24 protein-coding genes are annotated in these 22,281 nt (G+C 66.8%); 14 read left to right on the top strand and 10 right to left on the bottom strand.

Annotated elements, in window-relative coordinates; all coding sequences use genetic code 11:
- Positions 1–50: 50 nt before the first annotated feature.
- The 4 genes from BM002_RS00965 to BM002_RS00980 are packed head-to-tail and all read left to right on the top strand — an operon-like array spanning position 51 to position 4,141.
- Complete coding sequence (locus BM002_RS00965) at positions 51–653, top strand: CDP-alcohol phosphatidyltransferase family protein (protein ID WP_092776375.1); 603 nt, start codon at positions 51–53, stop codon at positions 651–653.
- Positions 654–663: 10 nt separating this feature from the next.
- The gene (locus BM002_RS00970) at positions 664–1,860 is read left to right on the top strand and encodes an ABC transporter substrate-binding protein (RefSeq protein ID WP_092776378.1); all 1,197 of its coding nucleotides are present in this window, start codon (positions 664–666) and stop codon (positions 1,858–1,860) included.
- The gene (locus BM002_RS00975; protein WP_342707288.1) at positions 1,861–3,519 is read left to right on the top strand and encodes an ABC transporter permease; all 1,659 of its coding nucleotides are present in this window, start codon (positions 1,861–1,863) and stop codon (positions 3,517–3,519) included.
- Positions 3,512–4,141, top strand: a complete 630-nt coding sequence (locus BM002_RS00980; protein WP_092776381.1) for an ATP-binding cassette domain-containing protein — start codon at positions 3,512–3,514, stop codon at positions 4,139–4,141. Before BM002_RS00975 ends, BM002_RS00980 begins: the two co-directional genes overlap by 8 nt.
- Here the strand turns inward: BM002_RS00980 and BM002_RS00985 are convergent, their stop codons facing one another.
- Genes BM002_RS00985 through BM002_RS01000 form a run of 4 tightly spaced genes read right to left on the bottom strand, consistent with a single transcriptional unit; the run spans position 4,142 to position 8,327 of the window.
- Complete coding sequence (locus BM002_RS00985; protein WP_092776384.1) at positions 4,142–6,142, bottom strand: ASKHA domain-containing protein; 2,001 nt, start codon at positions 6,140–6,142, stop codon at positions 4,142–4,144. It abuts the gene before it with no gap.
- Positions 6,143–6,145: 3 nt separating this feature from the next.
- The gene (locus BM002_RS00990) at positions 6,146–7,132 is read right to left on the bottom strand and encodes a methyltetrahydrofolate cobalamin methyltransferase (protein ID WP_092776387.1); all 987 of its coding nucleotides are present in this window, start codon (positions 7,130–7,132) and stop codon (positions 6,146–6,148) included.
- Entirely contained in the window at positions 7,129–8,031 is a 903-nt protein-coding gene (locus BM002_RS00995; protein ID WP_092776390.1) for a methylenetetrahydrofolate reductase, read from the bottom strand. The genes BM002_RS00990 and BM002_RS00995 overlap by 4 nt, the downstream gene beginning before the upstream one ends.
- Positions 8,028–8,327 (bottom strand): virulence factor, encoded by a 300-nt coding sequence (locus BM002_RS01000; protein WP_092776394.1) that lies wholly within the window; start codon positions 8,325–8,327, stop codon positions 8,028–8,030. The genes BM002_RS00995 and BM002_RS01000 overlap by 4 nt, the downstream gene beginning before the upstream one ends.
- A gap of 225 nt (positions 8,328–8,552) precedes the next feature.
- On the opposite strand from BM002_RS01000, the gene BM002_RS01005 reads away from it, so the two are divergent.
- Positions 8,553–9,704, top strand: coding sequence for a Ppx/GppA phosphatase family protein (locus BM002_RS01005; protein ID WP_092778549.1), 1,152 nt, complete (start codon positions 8,553–8,555; stop codon positions 9,702–9,704).
- 167 nt (positions 9,705–9,871) lie between these two features.
- On the opposite strand, the gene BM002_RS01010 is transcribed toward BM002_RS01005, so the two are convergent.
- On the bottom strand, positions 9,872–10,357 hold the full coding sequence (locus BM002_RS01010; protein WP_092776397.1) for a GNAT family N-acetyltransferase: 486 nt from the start codon (positions 10,355–10,357) through the stop codon (positions 9,872–9,874).
- Between the two features lie 223 nt (positions 10,358–10,580).
- Positions 10,581–11,522, bottom strand: a complete 942-nt coding sequence (locus BM002_RS01015; protein ID WP_092776400.1) for an alpha/beta hydrolase — start codon at positions 11,520–11,522, stop codon at positions 10,581–10,583.
- A 154-nt stretch (positions 11,523–11,676) separates the two neighbouring features.
- Here BM002_RS01015 and BM002_RS01020 point away from each other — a divergent pair, with 154 nt between their 5' ends.
- A complete protein-coding gene (locus tag BM002_RS01020; protein ID WP_092776403.1) occupies positions 11,677–12,417 on the top strand; it encodes an RlmE family RNA methyltransferase in 741 nt (246 codons plus the stop codon).
- Between the two features lie 4 nt (positions 12,418–12,421).
- On the opposite strand, the gene BM002_RS01025 is transcribed toward BM002_RS01020, so the two are convergent.
- From BM002_RS01025 to BM002_RS01035, 3 genes are all read right to left on the bottom strand, one after another.
- Complete coding sequence (locus BM002_RS01025; RefSeq protein WP_092776406.1) at positions 12,422–12,604, bottom strand: hypothetical protein; 183 nt, start codon at positions 12,602–12,604, stop codon at positions 12,422–12,424.
- Positions 12,605–12,690: 86 nt separating this feature from the next.
- Positions 12,691–13,101, bottom strand: coding sequence for an MAPEG family protein (locus tag BM002_RS01030; protein ID WP_092776409.1), 411 nt, complete (start codon positions 13,099–13,101; stop codon positions 12,691–12,693).
- On the bottom strand, positions 13,101–13,841 hold the full coding sequence (locus BM002_RS01035; protein ID WP_092776412.1) for an ArsR/SmtB family transcription factor: 741 nt from the start codon (positions 13,839–13,841) through the stop codon (positions 13,101–13,103). Before BM002_RS01035 ends, BM002_RS01030 begins: the two co-directional genes overlap by 1 nt.
- A gap of 123 nt (positions 13,842–13,964) precedes the next feature.
- On the opposite strand from BM002_RS01035, the gene BM002_RS01040 reads away from it, so the two are divergent.
- The 4 genes from BM002_RS01040 to BM002_RS01055 all read left to right on the top strand — a co-directional run bounded on the left by BM002_RS01040 (position 13,965) and on the right by BM002_RS01055 (position 18,190).
- Entirely contained in the window at positions 13,965–14,711 is a 747-nt protein-coding gene (locus BM002_RS01040; protein ID WP_092776415.1) for an alpha/beta hydrolase, read from the top strand.
- Positions 14,712–14,756: 45 nt separating this feature from the next.
- Positions 14,757–15,746, top strand: coding sequence for an alpha/beta hydrolase (locus BM002_RS01045; protein WP_092776418.1), 990 nt, complete (start codon positions 14,757–14,759; stop codon positions 15,744–15,746).
- A gap of 79 nt (positions 15,747–15,825) precedes the next feature.
- The gene (gene hisD / locus BM002_RS01050; RefSeq protein WP_092776421.1) at positions 15,826–17,151 is read left to right on the top strand and encodes a histidinol dehydrogenase; all 1,326 of its coding nucleotides are present in this window, start codon (positions 15,826–15,828) and stop codon (positions 17,149–17,151) included.
- 91 nt (positions 17,152–17,242) lie between these two features.
- Positions 17,243–18,190, top strand: coding sequence for an ester cyclase (locus BM002_RS01055; protein WP_092776424.1), 948 nt, complete (start codon positions 17,243–17,245; stop codon positions 18,188–18,190).
- A 1-nt stretch (position 18,191) separates the two neighbouring features.
- Here BM002_RS01055 and BM002_RS01060 read toward each other — a convergent pair whose 3' ends face one another.
- Positions 18,192–18,764, bottom strand: a complete 573-nt coding sequence (locus BM002_RS01060; protein WP_175484765.1) for an exopolysaccharide biosynthesis protein — start codon at positions 18,762–18,764, stop codon at positions 18,192–18,194.
- A 121-nt stretch (positions 18,765–18,885) separates the two neighbouring features.
- Between BM002_RS01060 and BM002_RS01065 the strand changes: the two genes are divergently transcribed.
- From BM002_RS01065 to BM002_RS01080, 4 genes are read left to right on the top strand one after another with little or no spacing between them, the layout of a single operon-like run.
- Positions 18,886–19,641 carry an SDR family NAD(P)-dependent oxidoreductase gene (locus tag BM002_RS01065; protein WP_092776430.1) on the top strand — a complete coding sequence of 252 codons (756 nt, stop codon included), beginning with the start codon at positions 18,886–18,888 and terminating at the stop codon, positions 19,639–19,641.
- Positions 19,638–20,660 (top strand): LacI family DNA-binding transcriptional regulator, encoded by a 1,023-nt coding sequence (locus BM002_RS01070; protein ID WP_092778550.1) that lies wholly within the window; start codon positions 19,638–19,640, stop codon positions 20,658–20,660. Before BM002_RS01065 ends, BM002_RS01070 begins: the two co-directional genes overlap by 4 nt.
- Positions 20,648–21,625, top strand: coding sequence for a nuclear transport factor 2 family protein (locus BM002_RS01075; RefSeq protein ID WP_425431821.1), 978 nt, complete (start codon positions 20,648–20,650; stop codon positions 21,623–21,625). The genes BM002_RS01070 and BM002_RS01075 overlap by 13 nt, the downstream gene beginning before the upstream one ends.
- On the top strand, positions 21,622–22,119 hold the full coding sequence (locus BM002_RS01080; RefSeq protein WP_092776436.1) for a hypothetical protein: 498 nt from the start codon (positions 21,622–21,624) through the stop codon (positions 22,117–22,119). The genes BM002_RS01075 and BM002_RS01080 overlap by 4 nt, the downstream gene beginning before the upstream one ends.
- The last annotated feature ends 162 nt before the right edge of the window (positions 22,120–22,281 follow it).

Here is a 22,281-nt window from a genome sequence, read left to right on the forward strand (position 1 = left end):
ACCGCGCCCGCTCAGGCACCCCGGGGCAGACGTCCGACCCGAGAGATGCGATGCTTGACGCCCGTGTTCGCCCCCTGATCGATCCGCCGTTGAATTGGCTGGGCCGCGCGCTGGCGCGCCGGGGCTGGACGGCGGACCGGGTGACGCTGGCGGGTCTGGCGCTCGGGCTGATCGCGGCGCTTGTGGTGGCCCTTGGCGCGCCGGAGTGGGCGCTGATCCCGTTGCTGGCCTCGCGGCTGATGGATGGGTTGGACGGGGCCGTGGCGCGGGCGACCTCCAAGACGGATTTCGGCGGCTACCTCGATATCTGGTGCGATTTCGTGTTCTACGGCGCGGTGCCCTTCGGTTTTGCCATCCTCGACCCGGACAATGCGATTGCGGCGGCCTTCCTGCTGCTGGCCTTCTATGTGAACGGGGCCAGTTTCCTGGGTCTCGCCATAATGGCCGAAAAGCGCGGGCTGGCCACGACCGCGCAGGGGCAGAAGTCGCTCTACTATTCCGCCGGCCTGCTGGAGGGGACGGAGACCATCGTCTTTTTCGTCCTCCTCTGCCTGTTTCCCGCGCATTTTGCCGCCCTCGCCTGGGTGTTCGGCGCGCTCTGCCTGTTGACGGCGGTGGCGCGGGTTGCCAATGCCCGACATCAATTGACCTGAAAGAAGACCCATGTCCCGATTTGCCCCGCTCGTTCTTGCCGCGCTTCTGGCGGCCCCCGCCTTCGCCGACCCCGATCCCGCCGATTGGCAGGCGGTGACCGAGGCCGCAAAGGGTCAGACCGTCTATTGGCACGCCTGGGGCGGATCGACGGCGACCAACGATTTCATCGCCTGGATCGGCGAACGTGCCGCCGAGCAGGGGGTGACGCTGGAGCATGTCAAGCTGTCGGACACCGCCGATGCCGTGGGCGCCGTCCTCACCGAACAACAGGCCGGGCGCGACACCGACGGGTCGGTCGACATGATCTGGATCAACGGGGCCAATTTCGCCTCCATGAAAGAGGCGGACCTGCTGTTCGGCCCCTTCGCCGAGCAATTGCCCAATTGGCGTTTCGTGGACGTGGAGGGCAAGACCGTGACCTCCGACTTCACGGTCCCGACCGAAGGCTACGAGAGCCCCTGGGCCATGGCGCAGCTGGTCGTCGTCTATGACAGCGCGCGGGTGAAATCGCCGCCCAAGTCCGCCGACGCGCTTCTGGAATGGGTGGGCGAGAATCCGGGGCGGTTCACCTATCCGCAGCCGCCCGACTTTCTGGGCACGACCTTCCTCAAGCAGATGCTGATCGAGCTGGTGCCCGATCCGGCCATCCTTCAGGACCCCGTGGGCGAGAGCTATGCCGACGACACCGCCATCCTCTGGGAGGTGCTGGACCAGATGCGCCCGGCCCTCTGGCGTCAGGGGCGGGCCTATCCCGAAAACGGGCCGCGGCAGTTCCAGCTGATCAATGACGGCGAAGTGGACCTTGCGTTCAGCTTCTCGCCCGGCGAGGCGACGACAGCCATCGCCAATTTCGAACTGCCCGACACGGTCCGGACCTATGTGCTGGAGGGCGGGACCATCGGTAACGCCAGCTTCGTGGCGATCCCCTACAATTCCTCTGCCAAGGAGGGGGCGATGGTCGTGGCCAATATCCTGCTGTCCCCCGAGGCGCAGCTGCGCGCGCAGACGCCCGACATTCTGGGCTATGGCACCGTTCTGGACATGGACAAGCTGAGCCCCGAGGATCGCGCCGCCTTCGACGCGCTGGACCTTGGTGTCGCGACCCTGTCGCCCGCCCAACTGGGCCAGGCCCTGCCCGAGCCGCACCCGAGCTGGGCCACCCGTCTGGCCGAAGACTGGGTCGCGCGCTACGGCGTCGCGCAATAGGTGCTGCGCCCGCTGCCGCTCCTGACGACGATGGTCCTTCTGGGGCCGGTCGCCTTCGGTCTGATCGGCACGGTCCTGCCCGCCTTCGGGTTCCTTGTGCCCGGGGCCGATGCGCCGCTGGCCCATGCGCTCGACTGGCCGGGGTTGCCCCGGGCGCTGGCCGTCTCGGTCCTGTCGGGGGTGCTGAGCACCTTGGGCGCGCTCATCGGGGCGACGCTGATCCTGGCGGGATGGCACGGGACGGCGGCCTTCGGATGGATGGAGCGGGTTCTGTCGCCGCTGTTGGCCGTGCCGCACGCGGCGGCGGCCCTTGGCCTTGCGTTCCTGATCGCGCCCTCGGGCTGGATCCTGCGGATCCCGGCGAACCTTCTGGGGTGGGATCAGGCGCCGGACCTGCTGATCCTGAACGACGCCTGGGGCCTGTCGCTGACCGCCGGGCTGATCGCCAAGGAGCTGCCGTTTCTCCTGCTGATGATGTTGGCCGCCTTGCCGCAGGCCGAGGTGGGCCCCCGCCTGCGCGTCGCGCGGTCGCTGGGGCAGGGGCGCATCGCGGGTTGGCTCAAGGCGGTCTTTCCTTCGGTCTATGCGCAGGTGCGCCTGCCGGTTCTGGTGGTGCTGGTCTTCGGCATGACGAACGTGGACGTGGCGGTCATCCTCGGCCCCTCCACCCCCGTCACCCTATCGGTGCAGGTGACCCGCTGGATGACGGACCCGGACCTGGCCTTTCGCGCGGTGGCGGCGGCGGGCGGGTTGATCCTGTTCGCCGCGACCGTCGCCGTGCTGGCGCTCTGGTGGGCGGGCGAGCGGTTGGCCGCCCGCCTTGGCCGCGCCTGGATCTGGTCGGGCCGGGGCCTGCCCGAAAGCCCGGCGCGCTTGGCGGGCCTTCTGCTGGCGGGCGGATCGGCGGCGATGGTGCTGGCGGGGCTTGGCGCGCTGGCGGTCTGGTCGGTCGCCGCCCTCTGGACCTTTCCCGACATGCTGCCCGATGCCCTGACGATGCGCAGCTGGTCGCGATTTGGCCCCGAGATGGGCGCGGTCGCCTTGCGCACCCTGACGCTGGCGGCAGGGGCGACGCTCGTCTCGGTCATCCTTGTCATCGGCTGCCTCGAGGCCGAACACCGCTTCGGCCTGACCCTGGGCCAGCGGGCGCTCTGGCTGCTCTACCTGCCGCTTCTGGTGCCGCAGGTGGCCTTCCTGCCGGGGTTGCAGCTTCTGCCCCTGTCGCTCGGGTTCGGGCCGTCGGTCTGGCTGGTGCTGGCGGGGCATGTAGTTTTTGTCCTGCCCTATGTGTTCCTGTCTCTGGCCGGACCGTTCCGGGCCTGGGACGTCCGACTGGCGCGGGTCGCATCCGGCCTCGGGGCCACGCCCAATCGCACCCTCTGGCGGCTGCGCCTGCCGATGTTGCTGGGCCCGCTCCTGACGGCGGTGGCCGTGGGCGTGGCCGTGTCGGTCGGCCAATACCTCGTGACGCTGCTTCTGGGCGGCGGACGGGTTCCGACGCTCGCGACCGAGGCGGTGGCCTTGTCGTCGGGCGGCGACCGGCGGGCCATCGGCGTCTGGGGCCTGGGGCAGGCGGGGGCGGCGCTGGTGCCCTTCATGCTGGCCCTGATCGTCCCGGCGGTCGTCTTCCGCAACCGGCGGGGGATGCTCCATGTCTGACGGGCTGTGCTTTGACGCCGTGACCATCGAAAAGGACGGCACGCGCCTGCTGTCGGTGTCGGCATCCGTCGCGCCGGGCGATGTGCTGACGCTGATGGGGCCGTCCGGGTCGGGCAAATCGACCTTGCTGAGCCTCGTGATGGGCGATCTGCCGCCCGCCTTCCGCACCTCGGGACGTGTCATCCTGAAGGGGCGCGACCTGGCCGGTCTGCCGCCCGAGGCGCGTCATATCGGCATCCTCTACCAGGATCCGCTGCTCTTCCCGCATCTGAGCGTGGCGGCCAACCTTGCCTTCGGTCTGCCCCGGGGCGAGAGCCGGGCGATGCGGCGCGACCTAGTGAAGACCGCGCTGGAAGATGTTGATCTTGCAGGTTTCGGCCCCCGCGACCCCGCCACCCTGTCGGGGGGTCAGGCGGCCCGCGTGGCCCTGATGCGGACGCTGTTGTCGCGGCCCGCGGCGCTTCTGCTGGATGAGCCGTTCTCCAAACTCGACACCGGCCTGCGCGACCAGATGCGCCGCCTTGTCTTTGATCGCGCCCGTGCCGCCCGCGTTCCCGTCCTGATGGTCACCCACGACGAAGCCGATGCCGAAGCGGCGGGGGGCGAGGTCATCCGCCTGTGATCAACGGCGACGACGCCCCCGGGCACGCCCCTCGGATGCGGTGTTGAAGTTCACGTCCGGCAGGGTGGGCAGATGCGGGAAAGGGGCCGTCGCATGGGGAATCGCGTTGGCCGCCACGAAATGCTCCTGAAAACGGGGGGCGACGGCGGTCTCGATCTTTTCGATCCGGCGGACCAGCGCTTCGATATGACCCCGCGCGGCTCGGTTGCAGAGCGCCATACGCGCGCCGTGGCCCGCCGCGTTCCCGGCACTCGTCACCTTGTCCAGCGCGGCGTCGGGGATCATCCCCAGAACCATCGCGTGGTGGGGCGAGATATGCGCGCCAAAGGCCCCGGCCAGCGTGATCTTCTCGACGCCGTCGACGCCCGCCTCATCCATCAGAAGCCGCGCACCTGCATAAAGCGCGGATTTCGCAAGCTGGATCGCGCGGATATCGCCTTGGGTCACCATGATCCGGCGGTCGTCGCCTTCCCAGAGAAGATAGCCATGGGTGCGCCCCGTCGGCTCGGATCGCGGTGTGCCGGTCTGTTCCGCGCTACCGATCAGGCCGTTGGCATCGACGATGCCCGCCGTGCGCATTTCGGCCACAGCCTCGATGATGCCCGATCCGCAGATGCCCGTGATGCCCGAGCCTTCGGTCGCCGCGGCGAAGCCCGGATCGTCCGACCACAGGTCGCTGCCGATGACGCGGAAGCGCGGCTCCTTGGTCACGGGGTCGATCTGCACCCGTTCGATGGCCCCGGGCGCGGCCCGCTGGCCCGAGCTGATTTGCGCGCCCTCGAACGCGGGGCCGGTTGGCGACGAACAGGCCAGAAGGCGGTCGCGGTTGCCCAGAATGATCTCGGCATTGGTGCCCACATCCACGATCAGGGTCAGCGCGTCGGCTTGATCCGGCGCTTCGGCCAGCGCGACGGCGGCGGCATCTGCGCCCACATGGCCCGCGATGCAGGGCAGGATGTAGACCCGCGCGGCGGGCGCGACGGCGCCCATGTCGATGTCGCGCGCCCCAAGGCGCAGCGCGTCGGACGTGGCCAGCGCGAAGGGCGATTGGCCCAATTCCACCGGGTCGATCCCCAGAAGCAGGTGGTGCATCACCGGGTTGCAGACGATCACCGCCTCGACGATGTCGGTCGCCGTGATCCCGGCCTCGGCCGCGAGTTCGGTGGCCAGCGTGTCGAGAGCGGCGCGCACGACCGTCGTCATCTCAACGTCGCCGCCGGGATTCATCATGGAATAGCTGACCCGGCTCATCAGGTCTTCGCCAAAGCGGATCTGCGGGTTCATGACACCGCCCGAAGCGCGGACTTCGCCCGTCGAGAGGTCGCACAAATGCGCCGCGATGGTGGTGGAGCCCAGATCGATCGCCAGACCGAAGAGCGGCGCATCCCGCAGGCCGGGATAGAGAGCGGTCACCGTGTTCTCGTCGTGGTTGACGGCCACGGTAACCTGCCATTTTCCTTGACGCAGAACGGGTTGCAGGCTGCGAAGCAAGGGCAGGGGCAGGGTGAGGTCGTGCAGGTCCCATTCGGTCGCCAGCGCGCCGCGTAACCGCTCCAGATCGCCGGTCGGGGCGTCCATGTCGGGCTCTTCGACGGTGACAAAATGCAGCCGCGTAGCCGGGTCCATCACGATGGGCTTGTCGCTGGCCGCCTTGCGCACGACCTGCCGGTGGACCTGGCTTTCGGGGGGCACATCAAGGACGACATCGCCCTGGATGCAGGCCTGACAGCCAAGCCGACGCCCGGGTTTCAGCCCACGCTTTTCGTCGTAGCGTTGCTCGACCGCGTTGAATTCGGACAGGGCGCCCGGCGCGACCGTCACCCCCAGTTTCGAGAAGGTGCCTTCGCCCGGCTGCACCTGGCATTTGGAGCAGATGCCCCGCCCGCCGCAGACGGAGTCGAGGTCGACGCCAAGTTGACGCGCCGCCGTCAGAACGGGGGTGCCCGGCGCGAAATGGCCGCGCTTGCCCGAGGGCATGAAGATGACGAGCGGGTTGGTCATGGATTACGCCCGGCGACGTCCACCGCGCCGTCCGCCCGTGCGCGCGCCAGCGGCGGCGGCGGCCTGTGCGGCTTCGGCAAAGGTCGCGCCTTCCTTGACGGCGTCGAGGACACGCGAAAAGCCGATCCAGGTGCCGCCGTTCGGGTCGTGGTTCATCAGCATGTTGGCCGCGTGAATGGCCTCCATCTCGACCGACCGGACGGGGTTCATGATCGCGCTCGTCATGCCGGCGCCGATGGCCATGGGCAGGAAGGCCGCGTTGATCCCGTGGCGGTTCGGCAGGCCGAAACTGATGTTGGACGCGCCGCAGGTCGTGTTCACGCCCAATTCGTCGCGCAACCGGCGGACCAGCGTGAAGACCTGATGTCCGGCCGTGGCCATCGCCCCGATGGGCATGACCAGCGGGTCGACCACGATGTCATGGGCGGGAATGCCGAAATCGGCGGCCCGCTCCACGATCTTCTTGGCGACGGCAAAGCGGACGTCCGGGTCTTCGGAAATGCCGGTGTCGTCGTTGGAGATGGCGACCACGGGCACATTGTATTTCTTGACCAGCGGCAGGACGAGTTCCAGCCGTTCCTCCTCGCCCGTGACCGAATTGAGAAGGGGACGGCCCTCGGCCATTTCCAGCCCGCGTTCCAGCGCGCCCGGGACCGAGCTGTCGATGCACAGCGGCACATCGACCAGCGCCTGTACCCGCGCGATCAGGTCGCTCATCAACTGCGGCTCGACGAAGTTGTTATCGGCATAGCGCGGGTCTTCGGCCATCTTGTTGGTGAACACCGCGCCGGAATTGACGTCCAGAACCATGGCGCCGCAGGCCACCTGCTCCAGCGCGTCACGCTCCACGGTCGAGAAGTCGCCCACCTCAAGCTCGGCGGCCAGCTTCTTGCGGCCCGTCGGATTGATCCGCTCGCCAATGACGCAGAACGGTTCGTCAAAGCCGATGACGACCGTCTTTGACTTTGATTCCAATACGGTGCGGGTCATTCTTCATCCTTCGAATGGGCGCTGAGCCAGGTGGCCGAACTGTTGATGCCACCCAGGGGGAAAACATGGACAGAGGCAATGTTGAAGTCGGGGTTGGCGGCCTTGTGCCGCGCCAGATCGGCGGTGAACTCGGTCGGCTCATAGGGCAGGAGCAGCTTGGTCACATCCGTCGCCCGCTTTTGCAGGACGCGCAGCGACGGGCCGACGCCACAGGCGATTGCGAACTTGATCAGCGTCTGCAACTTGGCCGGACCCGCCACACCGATATGCACCGGCAGGTCGATGCCCGCCGCCTTGATCGCGTTGGCCCATTCGATGACGGGCCCCGCCTCGAAACAGAACTGCGTGGCGATGGCCATCTGGGCATCGGTCCGCTCGGAAAACTTCTGTTTCCAAAGAAGGGCTTCGTCGACGTTCTTCATGCTGCCATCGGGGTCGATGTCGCGGCTGCCCTCGGGGTGGCCCGCAACGTGCAGGCGCTTGAAGCCGTCGAAGGCACCGGACCCGAGCAAGTCCATCGAAGTGGCCAATTCGCCCCGGGGTTCCGGCACGCCACCGGCCAGCAGCAGCGCCTGATCGACGCCGGCGGCATCGCGGTAGCGGGTGACCCAATCGGTCAGCATGGCGCGGTCGGCGATGATCCGGGCCGGGAAATGCGGCATCGGCTCCATGCCCTCGGCGCGCAGGCGCGCGGCGGTGGCGACCATGTCCTCGATCGGGGTACCGTCGATATGGGCGATATAGACGCGGGTGCCCCGGGGTAGGATGGCCGCGAAATCCTCGACCTTTTCGGCGGTGCGGGGCATCACCTCGATCGAGAAACCGGTCAGGAAGTCGGCCAGATCCGCATCCTTGGGCGCGGTGGCGGGTTTGGGCTTCAGGAACCCCAGAATGCTCATGCTTCGACCCCTCCGGCCAGTGCCACGGTTTTCAGACGCTCGGGCGTCCATTCGGCTTCAATGGCATCGGCGCGGGCGCGGGCGATGTCGGCATCGACCCCCTCGGCCTCACCGGACGGCACCTTGCGCCAGTCCGCCAGATAGGCGTCCGTCTCCGAAGCGCCCGATCGCATGGCGGCGCGGTCGATGGCCTGCTCGAACCGTTCGCTCAGCTGGACCTTCGCGGCGCGCCGACCGCTGCCCGCGATGACCTGCGCGGGGATGTCCCGCCAATAGACGATGGTGATCTGCGTCATGGAAACCCCTCCGGCGATTGGCACGAGATATACGCGCGTCGTTTCGGCGACGATGCTTGATGGCGACTTTCGCCCGTCCGATGGCGACACGACCCTGATATGTGACCCGGCCGCCGCGCACGAGGGGGTGCCGTCATCGAATCCTTCAAGTTGGACATGAAGAAAGCTTGTGTGAAATGCCATAGGAGCGCTAGGATACCAGCAACCATGTATACGGAGGCCTGGATGCCACCGGAAGATCCGGCCGAACGGCCCGGACCCGATGTCGGCGCGTCACGCGTCGCCGGGACCAGCGCGGTTCCTGGGCCGACTGCAAATGACCGGGCAGACCCGGCAGAGCTCTATGCAGCGCTCGATCTCGGCACGAATTCGTGCCGGATGCTGATCGCGCAACCCAAGGGCAGTCAGCTTCACGTCGTCGACAGCTTTTCCAAATCGGTGCAACTGGGCAATGGCCTCGAGGCGTCGGGGCGGCTGTCGCGGTCGTCCATGGCGCGCACCATCGGGGCGCTCAAGATCTGTCGGCGCAAGCTGGAAACCCATGACGTGCGCCGCATGCGGCTGGTCGCGACCGAGGCGTGCCGCCGGGCCATCAACTCCGCCGAGTTCATCGGCCTGGTCGAACGCGAAACACAGCTCCCCCTCGAAATCATCCAGCCCGAGGAGGAGGCGCGCCTGGCCGTCGTGTCCTGTGCGCCGCTGGTCTCGACCAAGACGGAACAGCTTCTGGTCGTCGATATCGGCGGCGGATCGACCGAGCTTGTCTGGATCGACCTGACCCGGGTGCCGCGCCACGACCGCTCCCGCGCGATCATGCGGCTCCATGCAGGGTTTCAGGGCGCGTCCGACGATCCGTTTCCCCGCGCCAAGGTGGTCGACTGGATCAGCATTCCTCTCGGCGTCGCCACCCTCAAGGATCAGTTCCGCGATGTGACGGACGATGCCGCGCGCTTTGCCCTCATGTCCTGGCATTTCGAGGAGTGCCTCGCGGAATTCAGCCCCTATGCCGACGCCGAAGGCCTCGTCGATCCGGGGTTCCAGATCATCGGCACTTCGGGCACCGTGACGACCGTGGCGGCGACCCACCTGAACCTGCGCCGCTATGACCGCAACAAGGTGGACGGCCTGCGCATGACCACCGAACAGATCGACCGTGTGATCCGGGGGTATCTGGCCATGGGGCCGGACGGGCGGCGCAACGATCCCCGGATCGGACGGGACCGCCACTCCCTCATCATGTCGGGTGCGGCGATCCTTCAGGCGCTGTTGCGGGTCTGGCCGACCGACCGGCTTTCGGTGGCCGACCGGGGCCTGCGCGAGGGGCTGCTCTATGCGCAGATGTCGGCGGACGGCGTGCTGGACGACGGACCCTACTGACACCCGGTGTCAGACGTCAGATGCCTTTGACTTACGCGTCACAAGCCGGACCCAGAACTGGAAAATCAGCAATGCAGTCCTTCGCACGGATCGCACCGAATGGCCGGTTCGAGCCCAAAATGTCGGATGCTTAGAAGCGTTAGGATGTCCGCTTCCGCGACCGGTGTCTAGTTCTCAAGCCGCATTTCCATATGGTGCTCTTTTCCGTTTGGGCCTTCGAATGCAGGTCCGCTATCGCTCATCCCAATAGCCCGATAGATTGCAATCGCTGGCGAGTTTTCGGCGTCAACAGCCAGCGTCAGAATTCGTGCTTCGGGCCATTCCGACTTCAAGTATCTGAAGGCGAGTAGAAACGCTTGGTGCCCGTAGCCGCGCCCTTGCCAAGGAATGGCGATTTTCAGCCCGTGTATAGAAACCTTGTGATCCAGAGGCGGTGAGTGCTTCCGAAATAAAGTCAATCCAACAGGCATTTCTTCAATGACAAAACATAGGCCCAACACGCGATCTTTTGGTTCGCTTTCCCAGTCTTCAATGGACTCAAGAAACGACTTGCCTAGGACTTCTTGCCGATCCGAGACTTTAAGCGTCCTAAGCGCCGCGAACTGTTTCTCGGTAAGCGCGCGAAAGTCGATAACTGAAATTTCCTGTGTCATAGCAGACCAGCCAATTTATTCGTTGGCCACCTTATAGCGGACATTTCGGTCGTCAGCACGAACGGCAGCTTCGTCCGGCACAGCAGACCTCGGCCTAGGCTTTGATCAAGGTCCGGTGTGGGTCAAGACTGTTTGACAATCGGGCCAATATTACATGATGCGTGGCGCTAATGGGATTGAGATCATCCGCTGCATCGGGGCAACGGCGCGTGAAACTCCACAACTAGCTGGGCGGCGCCAGCGCCAGATCGCCGGTGTTCGTGCGCCGCCGCGTCGGGATGTCGTGCCGGTCGATGCGCCCGTCGATGGTGTGGAACAGGTCGGTCATCATCACCGGATTGTCGAAATACCAGCTGTGCGGGCCTGCCGGCTGGCTGGCGCGGGTGTCCTCGAAATACTTGCCGCAATAGATGTCGACGGCCTTGGACGGCGCATCATCGGGCAGGCCGACGCGCCCGGCGCGCGGCGCGACCCCGACCCGTTTGATGTTCGACAGGCTCAGCACATCGTCGAAGTGGTTGTAATAATTCGTCAATCGCACACAGTGGCGATAGAGGGACGAACTCTTGGCGCTGCCTTCGGCCATGCCGCCCGCGGACACATCGGCAGCGATCAACATGATCTGGCTGACCGACCAGTTGGTCTGGGCGATGGCGGGACGGTCGTCGGCATCGTCGAAAGCCTCGCGCACCACGAAGGCCCCCATGGAATGCGCCACGATATGCAGGTTGATGCGGCAATCCGGGCGTTGCAGGGCGGCAAAGCTGCGAATGCCCTCATCCACCAGCCGGAATGCGGTCTGCTTGGCGTCGACCCGGTCCTCCAGATAGTTCAGCGCCGAATCTGCGCTCGGCCAGTCGAAGCTGACCACAATCCCCTGAAACCCGTTGGCCCGCAGCCCTTTGGCCAGCGCCCGGTGGCGCGACAGGACCGTGGCCGTGGAATTATTGAACCCGTGGACATAGAACACGATGTCGCCCCGGCCCACGTCGTCGCTGTCGTGCTTGCCCGCCTCGATCACCTGGCCGACCCATTTTGCCTTGGTGATCTTCTGGTCGGGGTCCAGATCATTCGCCGCCTCGGGCACGGCCAGAAAGCGCGACGCGGCGGGCTCGTTCGTGAAACGCCCGTTCCTCAGGCCGCGAACGGAAAACACGTAATCCATGATGAAACTTCCTTGAAACCCTGTGAACGGGTCAAGGCTAGGGCCGTCCGGGGCGCTCCCGTAAGTAAGGGTTTTACGCCTTGCGCCGTGAAATACCGGCGCATTCGGGCCATCGACCCTTCTCTCGGGCGGCGCGGCGGTCTATCTGGCCGTCATGGTCAAGAAACCCACAGGCTCCAAATCCGGCAACGCATCGGGACGCGGCTACCGCGACCTGACGGTCAAGGTGAAGACGGCGCGCGGTCGCAAGCTGTCGTCCAAGCTCTGGCTGGAGCGGCAGTTGAACGACCCCTATGTCGCCCGCGCCCGGGCCGAGGGGTATCGCGGGCGTGCGGCCTTCAAGATCATGGAACTGGACGACAAATACGGCTTTCTGGTCCCCGGCGCGCGGGTCGTGGACCTGGGCTGTGCGCCCGGTGGCTGGCTTCAGGTGGCGGTCCCGCGCCTCAATTCCGACGGGGCCAACCCCAAGAAGAAGCAGGGCCGCCTTATCGGTCTGGACTTGCAGGAGGTCGACCCGATCCCGGGCGCCGAAATCCATGTCCTCGATTTTCTGGCCGAGGGCGCAGATGTGACCATCAAGGGCTGGCTCGACGGCGAGGCGGATGTGGTCATGTCTGACATGGCCGCTTCCTCCTCTGGTCACAAGCAGACGGATCACCTGCGGATCATCGCGCTTTGCGAAGCGGCGGCGGAATTGGCCTTCGACGTGCTGTCGCCGGGCGGCACATTCGTGGCCAAGGTTTTGGCCGGCGGGGCCGAGGGCGACCTGCAAAAACGGCTGAAACAGAATTTCACCAAGGTTGCCAACGTCAAACCCGCGGCCAGCCGGGCCGACAGCTCCGAGAAATTCGTGGTGGCTCAAGGGTTCCGGGGCCGGGACACCGCGGACTGACGGCTCAGGACTTGGGCGGCGTTTTCAGACGGCGCAACCGTTGCTCGTCGATCGCGAAATCTTCGGATGGGCGACTCGGCTTGTCGTATTTGCCGCCCTCCTTTTCGGGCTTCGGCGTCGCGCCGGACGGGCCGAAGCCCTTGGTCGGGATGTCGTGGTGCGTGGTCTTACGGGGTGTGTCGGTCATCTGATCCTCTGACTGGTTCGGGGGATCAACGCGGGCGCAGGCCCAGGGTTCAAGGGGGGCGACGCATTGCCGCCCGCCCAGAGGTCTCAGCCGTTGACGAAGATCGCGCCGCCGACCGCGAGGACGCAGACCCAACCGGCCAGAAAGATCATGGGACGCACCGGAAACCGCGCCCACCCCGAGATCATACCGACCGCATGGGCGATTCGGAGGGCAAAGAACAGGCCGGTCGCCCAGACCGTCACCCCGTTCGAGATGCCCGCGACATGGGCGATCAGGACGACCGCCAGCATGGGCAGGAACTGCTCCAGCAGGTTCAGATGCGCGCGGTGCGCGCGGTGGACCCAGGGCCGGACATGGCGCAAATCGGCGGGCCGCACGAAGGGATCCTCGGCCCCCTCACGCGCGGGTTCCGTGTTGACGCCCACGATAAAGGGCACCCAGAGCGTCGCCGCCAGAAGTGCGGTCCAGGTCATCCACCAGAGTTCGGGCGTCATCAGCCTTGCCCTCCGATCCGCGTGGGCGTGCCCGTTTCGAGCCAGGTCTTGAGACCCGATACCAGCCGCTCCCACCCGTCGGCATAGCCTTCACCACCCTCGGGAATGTCATAATGCTCCAGCGTCAATTCACAGAAATCCGACTGCGGCGCGATCATCCAGACAAAGCGCGACACCGGGATGCCGGGTGCCCATTGCGGGGCGAACTCCGCCTCGATCCGGGTCTTGGGCGTCTTCGATGTTTCTCGGCAGATCAGCATGTTGCTCCCGTCGGGCAGCTTGTAGACGAGCGCATCACCGTCGCGCACCGCCTCGGGGGTGAACGGGTGATAATTGGCGGCGGCATCCGCCTGGGTGAGCGCGTCCCACAGCGCATCCTGGGTGCAGCGGATGAACGTCCGCAGGACATAGTCGGGTTTCGGGGTCATGGCAGTGCCCTCCAATCGAGCTTTCAGATCAAGCACCCCCAGGACGGCGGGTGCCACCGTGTAGGGTTCGATCCACCGCGCCATGGCTTCGGCCAGGGGAACGGCGTTGAGGTAGTGATGGGTGAACCGTCCCCGCTTCACCCGCGTCACCAGCCCCGCGTCCTCCAGCACCTTCAGATGCTTGGCCACCCCGAAGCGAGACTGGGGCAGGGCCACCTGAAGGTCGGACAACGTCTGTCCGTCCTTCTGGCGCAGGGCATCCAGAAGATCGCGCCGAGAGGGGTCGGCAAGGGCCTTGAAGACCGAATCCATGGACCAAGTGTTAGGTGACTGATCGGTCACATGTCAAGACATGTGACCATCGGGTCACCTGATGGCCGCTCTTGATCTCGGGTGGGGCAACGGGTGATCTGGGGGGCGACAAGGGAGTGACGCATGTCGGAACGGATAACGCGCAACGGTCGGACGCTGGCCTATAACCACACGCCGGGCACGGGGCCTGGGGTCGTGTTCTTGGGCGGCTTCGCGTCGGACATGCAGGGGACCAAGGCGCTCGCCCTCGAAGCCTGGGCCGGGGGGGCGGGCCGCGCGTTCCTGCGGCTCGACTATTCCGGCCACGGGGATTCCGAGGGGGCATTCACCGACGGTTGCATCGGCGACTGGTTCGCGGATGCGCTGGCCGTTATCGAAGGGGTGACGACCGGGCCGCAGATCCTCGTCGGCTCCTCCATGGGCGGGTGGATTTCCCTCCTGATCGCGCGCGAACGCCCCGATCTGGTCGCGGGCCTCGTCACCATCGCTGCGGCACCCGATTTCACCGAAGATGGCATGTGGCCGTCATTCTCGGACGCGCAGCGCCAGCAGATCATGACCGACGGACAGATTTCCGTGCCCTCGGACTACGGCGACCCCTATGTCATTACCCGCCGCCTGATCGAGGATGGGCGCGACCGCCTTGTCTTGCGCAGCCCGCTGCCGCTGCCGTTCCCCGTGCGGATGGTGCAGGGCACGGCGGATACGGCGGTGTCGACCGCGACCGCGCTGCGCCTGCTGGAGCACGCCGACGGCCCCGATATCCGCCTGACACTGGTGCGCGGGGCGGACCACCGGTTTTCGGAACCCGACGAGATCGCGCTCATCGAACGCAGCGTCGACGAGGTGCTGCACCGCCTCCGCGCTTGACGCCAGGGCCGCGACCGTCCCTGATCGCAGGCGGGAGGATCGGACATGGCACAGGTAATTCGCGGGCTTCTGTTTCTGGTGATCGGGCTTTTCGTGGCGGGGGCCGCGCTCTGGATCGTCGGCCCCTATGAGCCCGTGGACCGCACCATCGACTTCGACCCGAGCACGGTGCCCGATGACGTCGACGGCTGGCTTGCCGACCGTGAAGGGCGGGTCTCAGACCTGCGCCCCGACGCCGCGAAATATATCGACTGGGCCGGGGTGCCGGGCACCCGCACCGATATCGCCATCGTCTATGTCCACGGCTTTTCGGCGACCCTGTGGGAAATCCGCCCGGTCCCCGAGCGCGTGGGCGAGGCGCTTGGCGCCAACGTCTATTTCACCCGGCTGACGGGCCATGGCCGCACCGGCGACGCCATGGCCGAGGCGACGGCGGGCGACTGGATCGAGGACCTGGCCGAGGCGGTGGCCGTGGGCCGCAAACTGGGCAATCGCGTCGTCATCATGGGCACATCGACCGGGGCCACCCTGGCCGCCCTTCTGGCCGCCGATCCGGCGCTGGCCGACCTCAAGCGCGACGTGGCGGGAATGATCCTGATCTCGCCCAACTTCCGGGTGGCGAACCCGGCGGCGCGGCTTCTGTCGATGCCCGCCGCGCGCTATTGGGCCGGTCTGGTGGCGGGCGAACGCCGGTCGTTCCAGCCCGTGAATCAGCGCCACGGCGAGAACTGGCAGACCGAATATCCCACTGTCGCTCTTCTGCCGATGCAGGCCATGATCGACCATTCCGCGACGCTGGATTGGGCCGATGCCGACATACCGGCGCTCTTCTGGTTTTCGCCCGACGACAGCGTCGTCGACCATTCCGCGACCGAGGCCGTGGCCGCCGCCTGGGGTGGCCCCGTGACGGTCGAACGCATCGCCGTGCCCGAGGGCGACGACCCCTACGACCACGTCATCGCGGGCGATATCCTCAGCCCGAACGGCACGCCCGCGGCCATCGCCGCCATGACCGACTGGATCCGCGGGCTGTGATGTCCGGCAATCTTGCAATCGTATGCAGAATGCGGTTTCCCTAGGGTGACCCCGCCGCAATGCCCCCCGGAGAGACGACATGGCCCAGTATCTCAAGACCGCGAAATCCGACAGCCAGCGGGCCGAGGATGACGCCAGGGTCCGCGCATCGGTCGAGGCGACGCTGAAGGATATCGAGGCGCGGGGCGACGCCGCCGTGCGCGACCTGTCGGAGAAGTTCGACAATTATTCCCCCGAGAGTTTCCGCCTGACGCAAGGCCAGATCGACGCCCTCATCGCCGAGCTGTCCGAGCGGGAGCTGGCCGACATCAGGTTCGCCCAGGACCAGGTCCGCAACTTCGCCCGCATCCAGCGCGACTCGATGCAGGATGTGGAAGTCGAGACGCTGCCCGGGGTCATCCTGGGGCACCGCAACATCCCCGTTCAATCGGTCGGCTGCTATGTTCCGGGCGGCAAGTTTCCCATGGTCGCCAGCGCCCACATGTCCGTGGCGACGGCCAGCGTGGCGGGTGTGCCGCGCATCATCGCCTGCACCCCGCCGTTCAGGGGCCGCCCCAACCCCGCCGTGATCGCCGCCATCCACCTTGGCGGGGCGCATGAGATCTATGTCATGGGCGGCATCCAGGCGGTCGGCGCCATGGCCATCGGCACCCAGACCATCGATCCGGTCCACATGCTCGTCGGCCCCGGCAACGCCTATGTGGCCGAGGCCAAGCGGCAGCTTTACGGTCGCGTCGGCATCGACCTATTCGCGGGCCCGACCGAGACGATGGTGATCGCCGACGACACCGTCGACGAAGAGCTTTGCGCCACCGACCTTCTGGGACAGGCGGAGCATGGCTATAACTCCCCCGCTGTCCTGTTGACGACCTCGCGCAAGCTGGCCCAGGCGACCCTGGCCGAGATCGACCGCCTGCTCGCCATCCTGCCCACGGCCGAGACGGCGCGCGTCAGTTGGGAGGACTACGGCGAGGTGATCGTCTGTGACGACCATGACGAGATGCTGGCCCTCGCCAACGACATCGCGTCCGAACACGTCCAGGTCATGACCGACCGCGACGACTGGTATCTGGCGAACATGCATTCCTATGGCGCGCTGTTCCTGGGGGCCCGCACCAATGTCTCGAACGGCGACAAGGTCATCGGAACGAACCACACCCTGCCGACCCGGAAGGCGGGGCGCTATACCGGCGGTCTCTGGGTGGGCAAGTTCCTCAAGACGCACAGCTATCAGAAGATCACCACCGACGCGGCGGCGGTGATGATCGGCGAATACGGATCGCGGCTCTGCATGCTCGAAGGCTTCGTGGGCCATGCCGAGCAATGCAACGTCCGGGTGCGGCGCTATGGCGGGGTGAACGTGCCCTACGGCGAGGCCGCGCCCTATCGCGACGCCGCCGAGTGAATTGGCATCGACCCATTGGCATGGGCCGACCAATGCGAGAGGGCTTTGCCCCCTCGCGCTCCCCCAGGATATTTGAGCCGAGAAGAATGCCATGCTGGAGAGACTGACCGACTGCGATGCAAAGGCGATGGCCGAGGCGGTGACGGGGTTCGTCGCGGACGCGGCTGCCGTCCACCTGTGTCATCCCCTCGGCGATGTGACCGGCGGCGCGGGGTTCGTGGAAACCGCGTTCGACCCCCTCTGGCAGGCGATGCCGGATGTGGAGAGGCGGGTCGCGATCTCCCTGCGGGGGACCGACGCGTTCGGGCAGGACTGGCTGGGGCAGGCGGGCCATTATTCCGGACGCTTCGCGCAGGCTTTCCTCGGCATTCCGCCAACAGGCCGCCTTGCACATCTGCGATTTCACGAATTCTACCGGATCGAAGACGGGCGGGCGGTCGAGGTGCAGGCGATCTGGGATCTGCCGGACCTGATGCTGCAAGCCGGGGTCTGGCCCATGGGGCCACCCCTTGGGCAGACCGGGCTGGTGCCGGGGCCGATGACGCAGGACGGGCTGCGCATTTCGGGGGACGGCACGCGGGCCATGCGCATCGTGGGCGACATGCTCGACCACCTGCACCTGTCGCCCCAGGGCGAGGCGGCGATGCAATTGCCCCGCTTCTGGCATCCGCGGTGCAGCTGGTACGGACCGGGCGGCATCGGCACGGCGCGCGGCATCCGGGGGTTCCGCGATCACCACCAGATCCCGTTTCTCGACGCCATGCCCGACCGGCGCGGTCACGTGGACGAGGGGCACTTCTTTGGTCAGGGTGACTATGTCGGCTTCACCGCATGGCCCGGCATGTCGATGACGGTGACGGGGGGCGGCTGGCTTGGCATTGCGGGGGCCGGGCAGGCGATCACCATGCGCTCGCTCGACTTCTGGCGGGTTGAGGGCGACCTGATCCGCGAAAACTGGGTCTGCGTCGACCTTCTGCACGTCTGGGAACAGCTGGGCGTCGACGTGCTGGCCCGGATGCGCGAACTCTGCCGACCGTGACCTAGGGCCAGAGCGACCATACCGACACCAACGCCGCGACCCACACCGCCCAGGCCAACGCCATCAGGCGTCCGTCCCGCACCGTCAACGCCAGACCGAAAAGCACGATCGCCGCCATCGGGATGGAAGAAGCGAAGGGCACCAATTCGAGCACCGGCACCGTCAGGCAGAGCGCCAGGATGGCCAGGGCCGCGAAGCGGGGCGCGACCCCATCCACCAGAACCGTCAGATGACGCCCCAGATGCCGGTCCACCCATTGCGCCGCCGGATGCAATCGGCTGACGGCGGCGCAGAGCCGGTCGCGCCCGGTCGCCCGGTCGCCGATGAACGACGGCACCCACATGTGATCGCGTCCCATCAGGATCTGCACCGCAAACAGCGCCACGATCAGGGCCAGGAGACTCGGGACCCCCGGTACCCCGCCAAGCGGCGTCATCTCGAGCGCGGCGGGCACCACGAGCAAGGCGCCGGTGCCGCGATGTCCCAAGCTCTCGGTCAGGGCGGCCACGGTCACGGGCGCGTTGCCGTCGACCGCCTCTTCCAATGCATCCAGAATGTCCGTAGCCTTCGACACGCGCGTTCTCCGTTCCGGGGCCAATGCGCCACGTCGGACTTTGGTTCACGAGATATCTATTGATCCTCGCGCGCATCGGGTATTTGCATACCTATGCAAGCGACCGCCGCCGGAGTGACGGATGACCCTGCCAGAGACACCCAGTTTTCGCCTCGACGGGTTGCGCGCCTTCGTGCCCGGCGGGTCGCGCGGCATCGGTCTGGGCTGTGCCGCCGCGCTGGCGCAGGCCGGGGCCCATGTGGTCATCGCCGCACGGGGGCAGGCGGGCGTCGATCAGACCGTGGCCGCCTTCCGGGACGCGGGGCTCAGTGCGGATGGGGTGACCCTCGACGTGGCCAACCTTGCCGCGGTCGACGCCGTCCTGGCAGAGCACGGCCCCTTCGACATCCTGTGCAACGCGGCGGGCATCGCGCGCCATGCGCCCGCCGCATCGACGACGCCCGAAGACTTCGACGCGGTCATGGGCATCAACCTGCGCGGGGCGTATTTCCTGGCCCAGAAGGTCGCGGCGGGGATGGCGCGTGGCGGCTCCATCATCCAGATCTCCAGCCAGATGGGCCATGTGGGCGGCATCGACCGCGCCGTCTACTGCGCGACGAAACACGGGGTCGAGGGGATGACCAAGGCCATGGCCATCGAATGGGGCCCGCGCAATATCCGGGTCAACACCGTCTGCCCGACCTTCGTGCGCACGCCGCTGACCCAGGCCACATTCGACAACCCCGAACGGCGCGCCTGGATCGAAGAGAAGATCAAGCTGCCCCGTATCGCCGAGGTCGAGGATATCATGGGCGCGGTCCTGTTCCTGGCCGGGCGGGCCAGCGCCATGGTCACCGGCACCTCCCTTCTGGTCGACGGCGGCTGGACGGCGGACTGATGGCGAAGAAGGTCACCAGCCAGGACGTCGCCCGCCACGCCGGGGTCAGCCAATCCGCCGTCAGCCGCGTCTTCACCAAGGGCGCATCGGTCAGCCCCGAAATGGCCGCCCGGGTGCGCAAGTCGGCCGAGGCGCTCGGCTATCGGCCCAATGCGCTGGCCCGGGGGCTTATCACCGGGCGCAGCCGGATCATCGGCCTTGTCGTCGCCTATCTCGACAATCCGTTCTATCCCGACGCCATCGAAAAGCTGAGCCATGCGCTCCAGGCCGAGGGCTATCACCTTCTGATCTTCACCACCGGCAAGCACGGGATCGACACCGAGCGGGTCATCTCCGAACTGATCGACTACCAGGTGGATGGCATCATCACCGCCTCGATCAACCTGTCGGGCGAATTGACCCGCGCCTGTGCCGCGGCGGGCATCCCGGTGGTCCTGTTCAATCGCGGCATTCCGGGCTCGGGTCTTTCGGCGGTGACCTCCGACAACCAGTCGGGGGGGCGCAAGGCGGCGGAATTCCTGCTGGCGGGCGGGCACGCGCGGATCGCCCATATCCAGGGGTTCGAAAAAGCCTCGACCTCCATCGACCGGCTCATCGGGTTCGAGATGGCGCTCGATGCGGCGGGTCAGGGTCTGCACGCCCTGGGCAACGGCAAATACGACCGGGCCAGCGCCGCCGAAGCCGCGCGCGTGATGATGGACGCGCCCGATCCGCCCGACGCGATCTTCGTGGCCAACGACCACATGGCGCTGGCGGTAATGGATGTGCTGCGCTTCGATCTGGGCCTCAGCGTGCCGGGCGACGTCAGCATCATCGGCTATGACGACGTGCCCATGGCGGCCTGGCCGTCCTATGACCTGACCACCCTGCGCCAACCGACCCGGCGCATGGTCGCGGCCACCGTCGAGGAGCTTCTGGCCCTGCTCGACGCACCCACGCGCCCCGCGCGCCGGATCGAGATCGACGGCCCGCTCGTCGTGCGCACCTCTGCCCGTATTCCCGATGGATGGACCCAATGAGCTTCGACAACCGTTTCAAGGACTTGCCCGACTACATTCTGGGCATCACCCGCGAAATCTGGGAGGATCGCGGCATCGCCACCCTCCACGAATACTACGCCCCCGACATCGTCGTCCGCTCGCCCGCCTCGGTGGTGGTGGGCAACCAGTCGGTCATCGGGGCCACCATGGCGACGCTGGCCGAATTCCCCGACCGGGAACTGTTGGGCGAAGATGTGATCTGGTCGGGCAATGACGCCGACGGCTATCTCAGCTCGCACCGCATCCTGTCGACGGCCACCCACGCCGCCGATGGCGTCTATGGCAAGGCGACGGGCACCCGCCTGCGCTACCGGATCATCGCCGACTGCCGCGTCCTGGGCATCACCATCGACGACGAATGGCTGATCCGCGATCAGGGCGCGGTGGTCCGTCAGATGGGCTGGACGCCCGAGGCCTTCGCCGCCGACCTCATCGCGCGCGAAGGCGGGCCCGCCAAGTGCGTCCGCCCCCTGACGCCCGAAACGGATCAGCCCGGCCCCTACAAGGGGCGCGGCAACGACAACCCCTGGGGCGCGAAACTGGCCGAGATCCTGACCCGGATCATGGGCGCCGACATGGCCGTCATCCCGCAGGTCTACGACCGCGCCTGTCACCTGGAATACCCCGGCGGCGTCACGGCCCACGGACACGCGGCGGCCGACCGCTTCTGGATGTCTTTGCGCGCCGCCTTCCCGAACGCGGCCTTCGCCATCGACCACGTCATCGGGCGCGACGATCCGATGATGCCGCCGCGCGCCGCCGTCCGCTGGTCGCTCTGGGGCCGGCACGAAGGCTGGGGCGGTTTCGGCATCCCGACCGGCGCGATGGTCTATGTCCTGGGCATCACCCACGCCGAATTCGGCCCGGACGGCCTGCGCCGCGACTACACCCTTTTCGATGAAACCGCGGTCTGGAAACAGATCCACCTGGGGTCCGCCGCATGATCCGCACCCTCGCCGCCCTCTGCCTCCTCGCGGGCCCCGCCGCCGCGCAGGGCTTCGCCACCAAGGACCTGACCCGCGTCACGGTCCCCACCGACCTGCTGGCGGGGCAGGCCAACACGACCCGGGCCGAGCCCGCGCGCCTGACGATCCTGTGCACCGACTGCGGGGCCGATTTCGTCGCCATCGACGTCCTTCTGGGCCGCCAGACCGACGGGACCGAAGCGCGCTTCCGCTCGGGCCAGACGACGATCGCCATGCTCGAGGCGCAGTGCAAGGCCCGCGCCCCCGAATGCACCCTGTCGCCGGTCTCGGTCGGCGGGGCGGTCGGCTGGATGTCCAGCTTCGCGTCCGGCAACGGGGCAGGGGCGACCGCCGTCCTTCTGCAAGACGGCGACATGCTCACCATCCGGTCCCTCGCCCCGACGGCTGACACCGCTGTCGCCAATGCCACGGCGGTCGCGAACCGGCTCGCCCCCCAGATCGTCAGCCCCTGATAGGCCGCCCGACTGAATCGACGACCCTCCGCATCATCGCCACCGACGATCCGCCGCCGAACGGTTTGGTTCGCCCCAATATGAACAATGTTCAAAAACTGCTTGACTGAACGTCGTTCATCGTGGCATCACGGACTTGAACATCGTTCAAGGAGCGCTGCC

The organism is Jannaschia pohangensis, assembly GCF_900113875.1.
Lineage (GTDB): Bacteria > Pseudomonadota > Alphaproteobacteria > Rhodobacterales > Rhodobacteraceae > Jannaschia > Jannaschia pohangensis.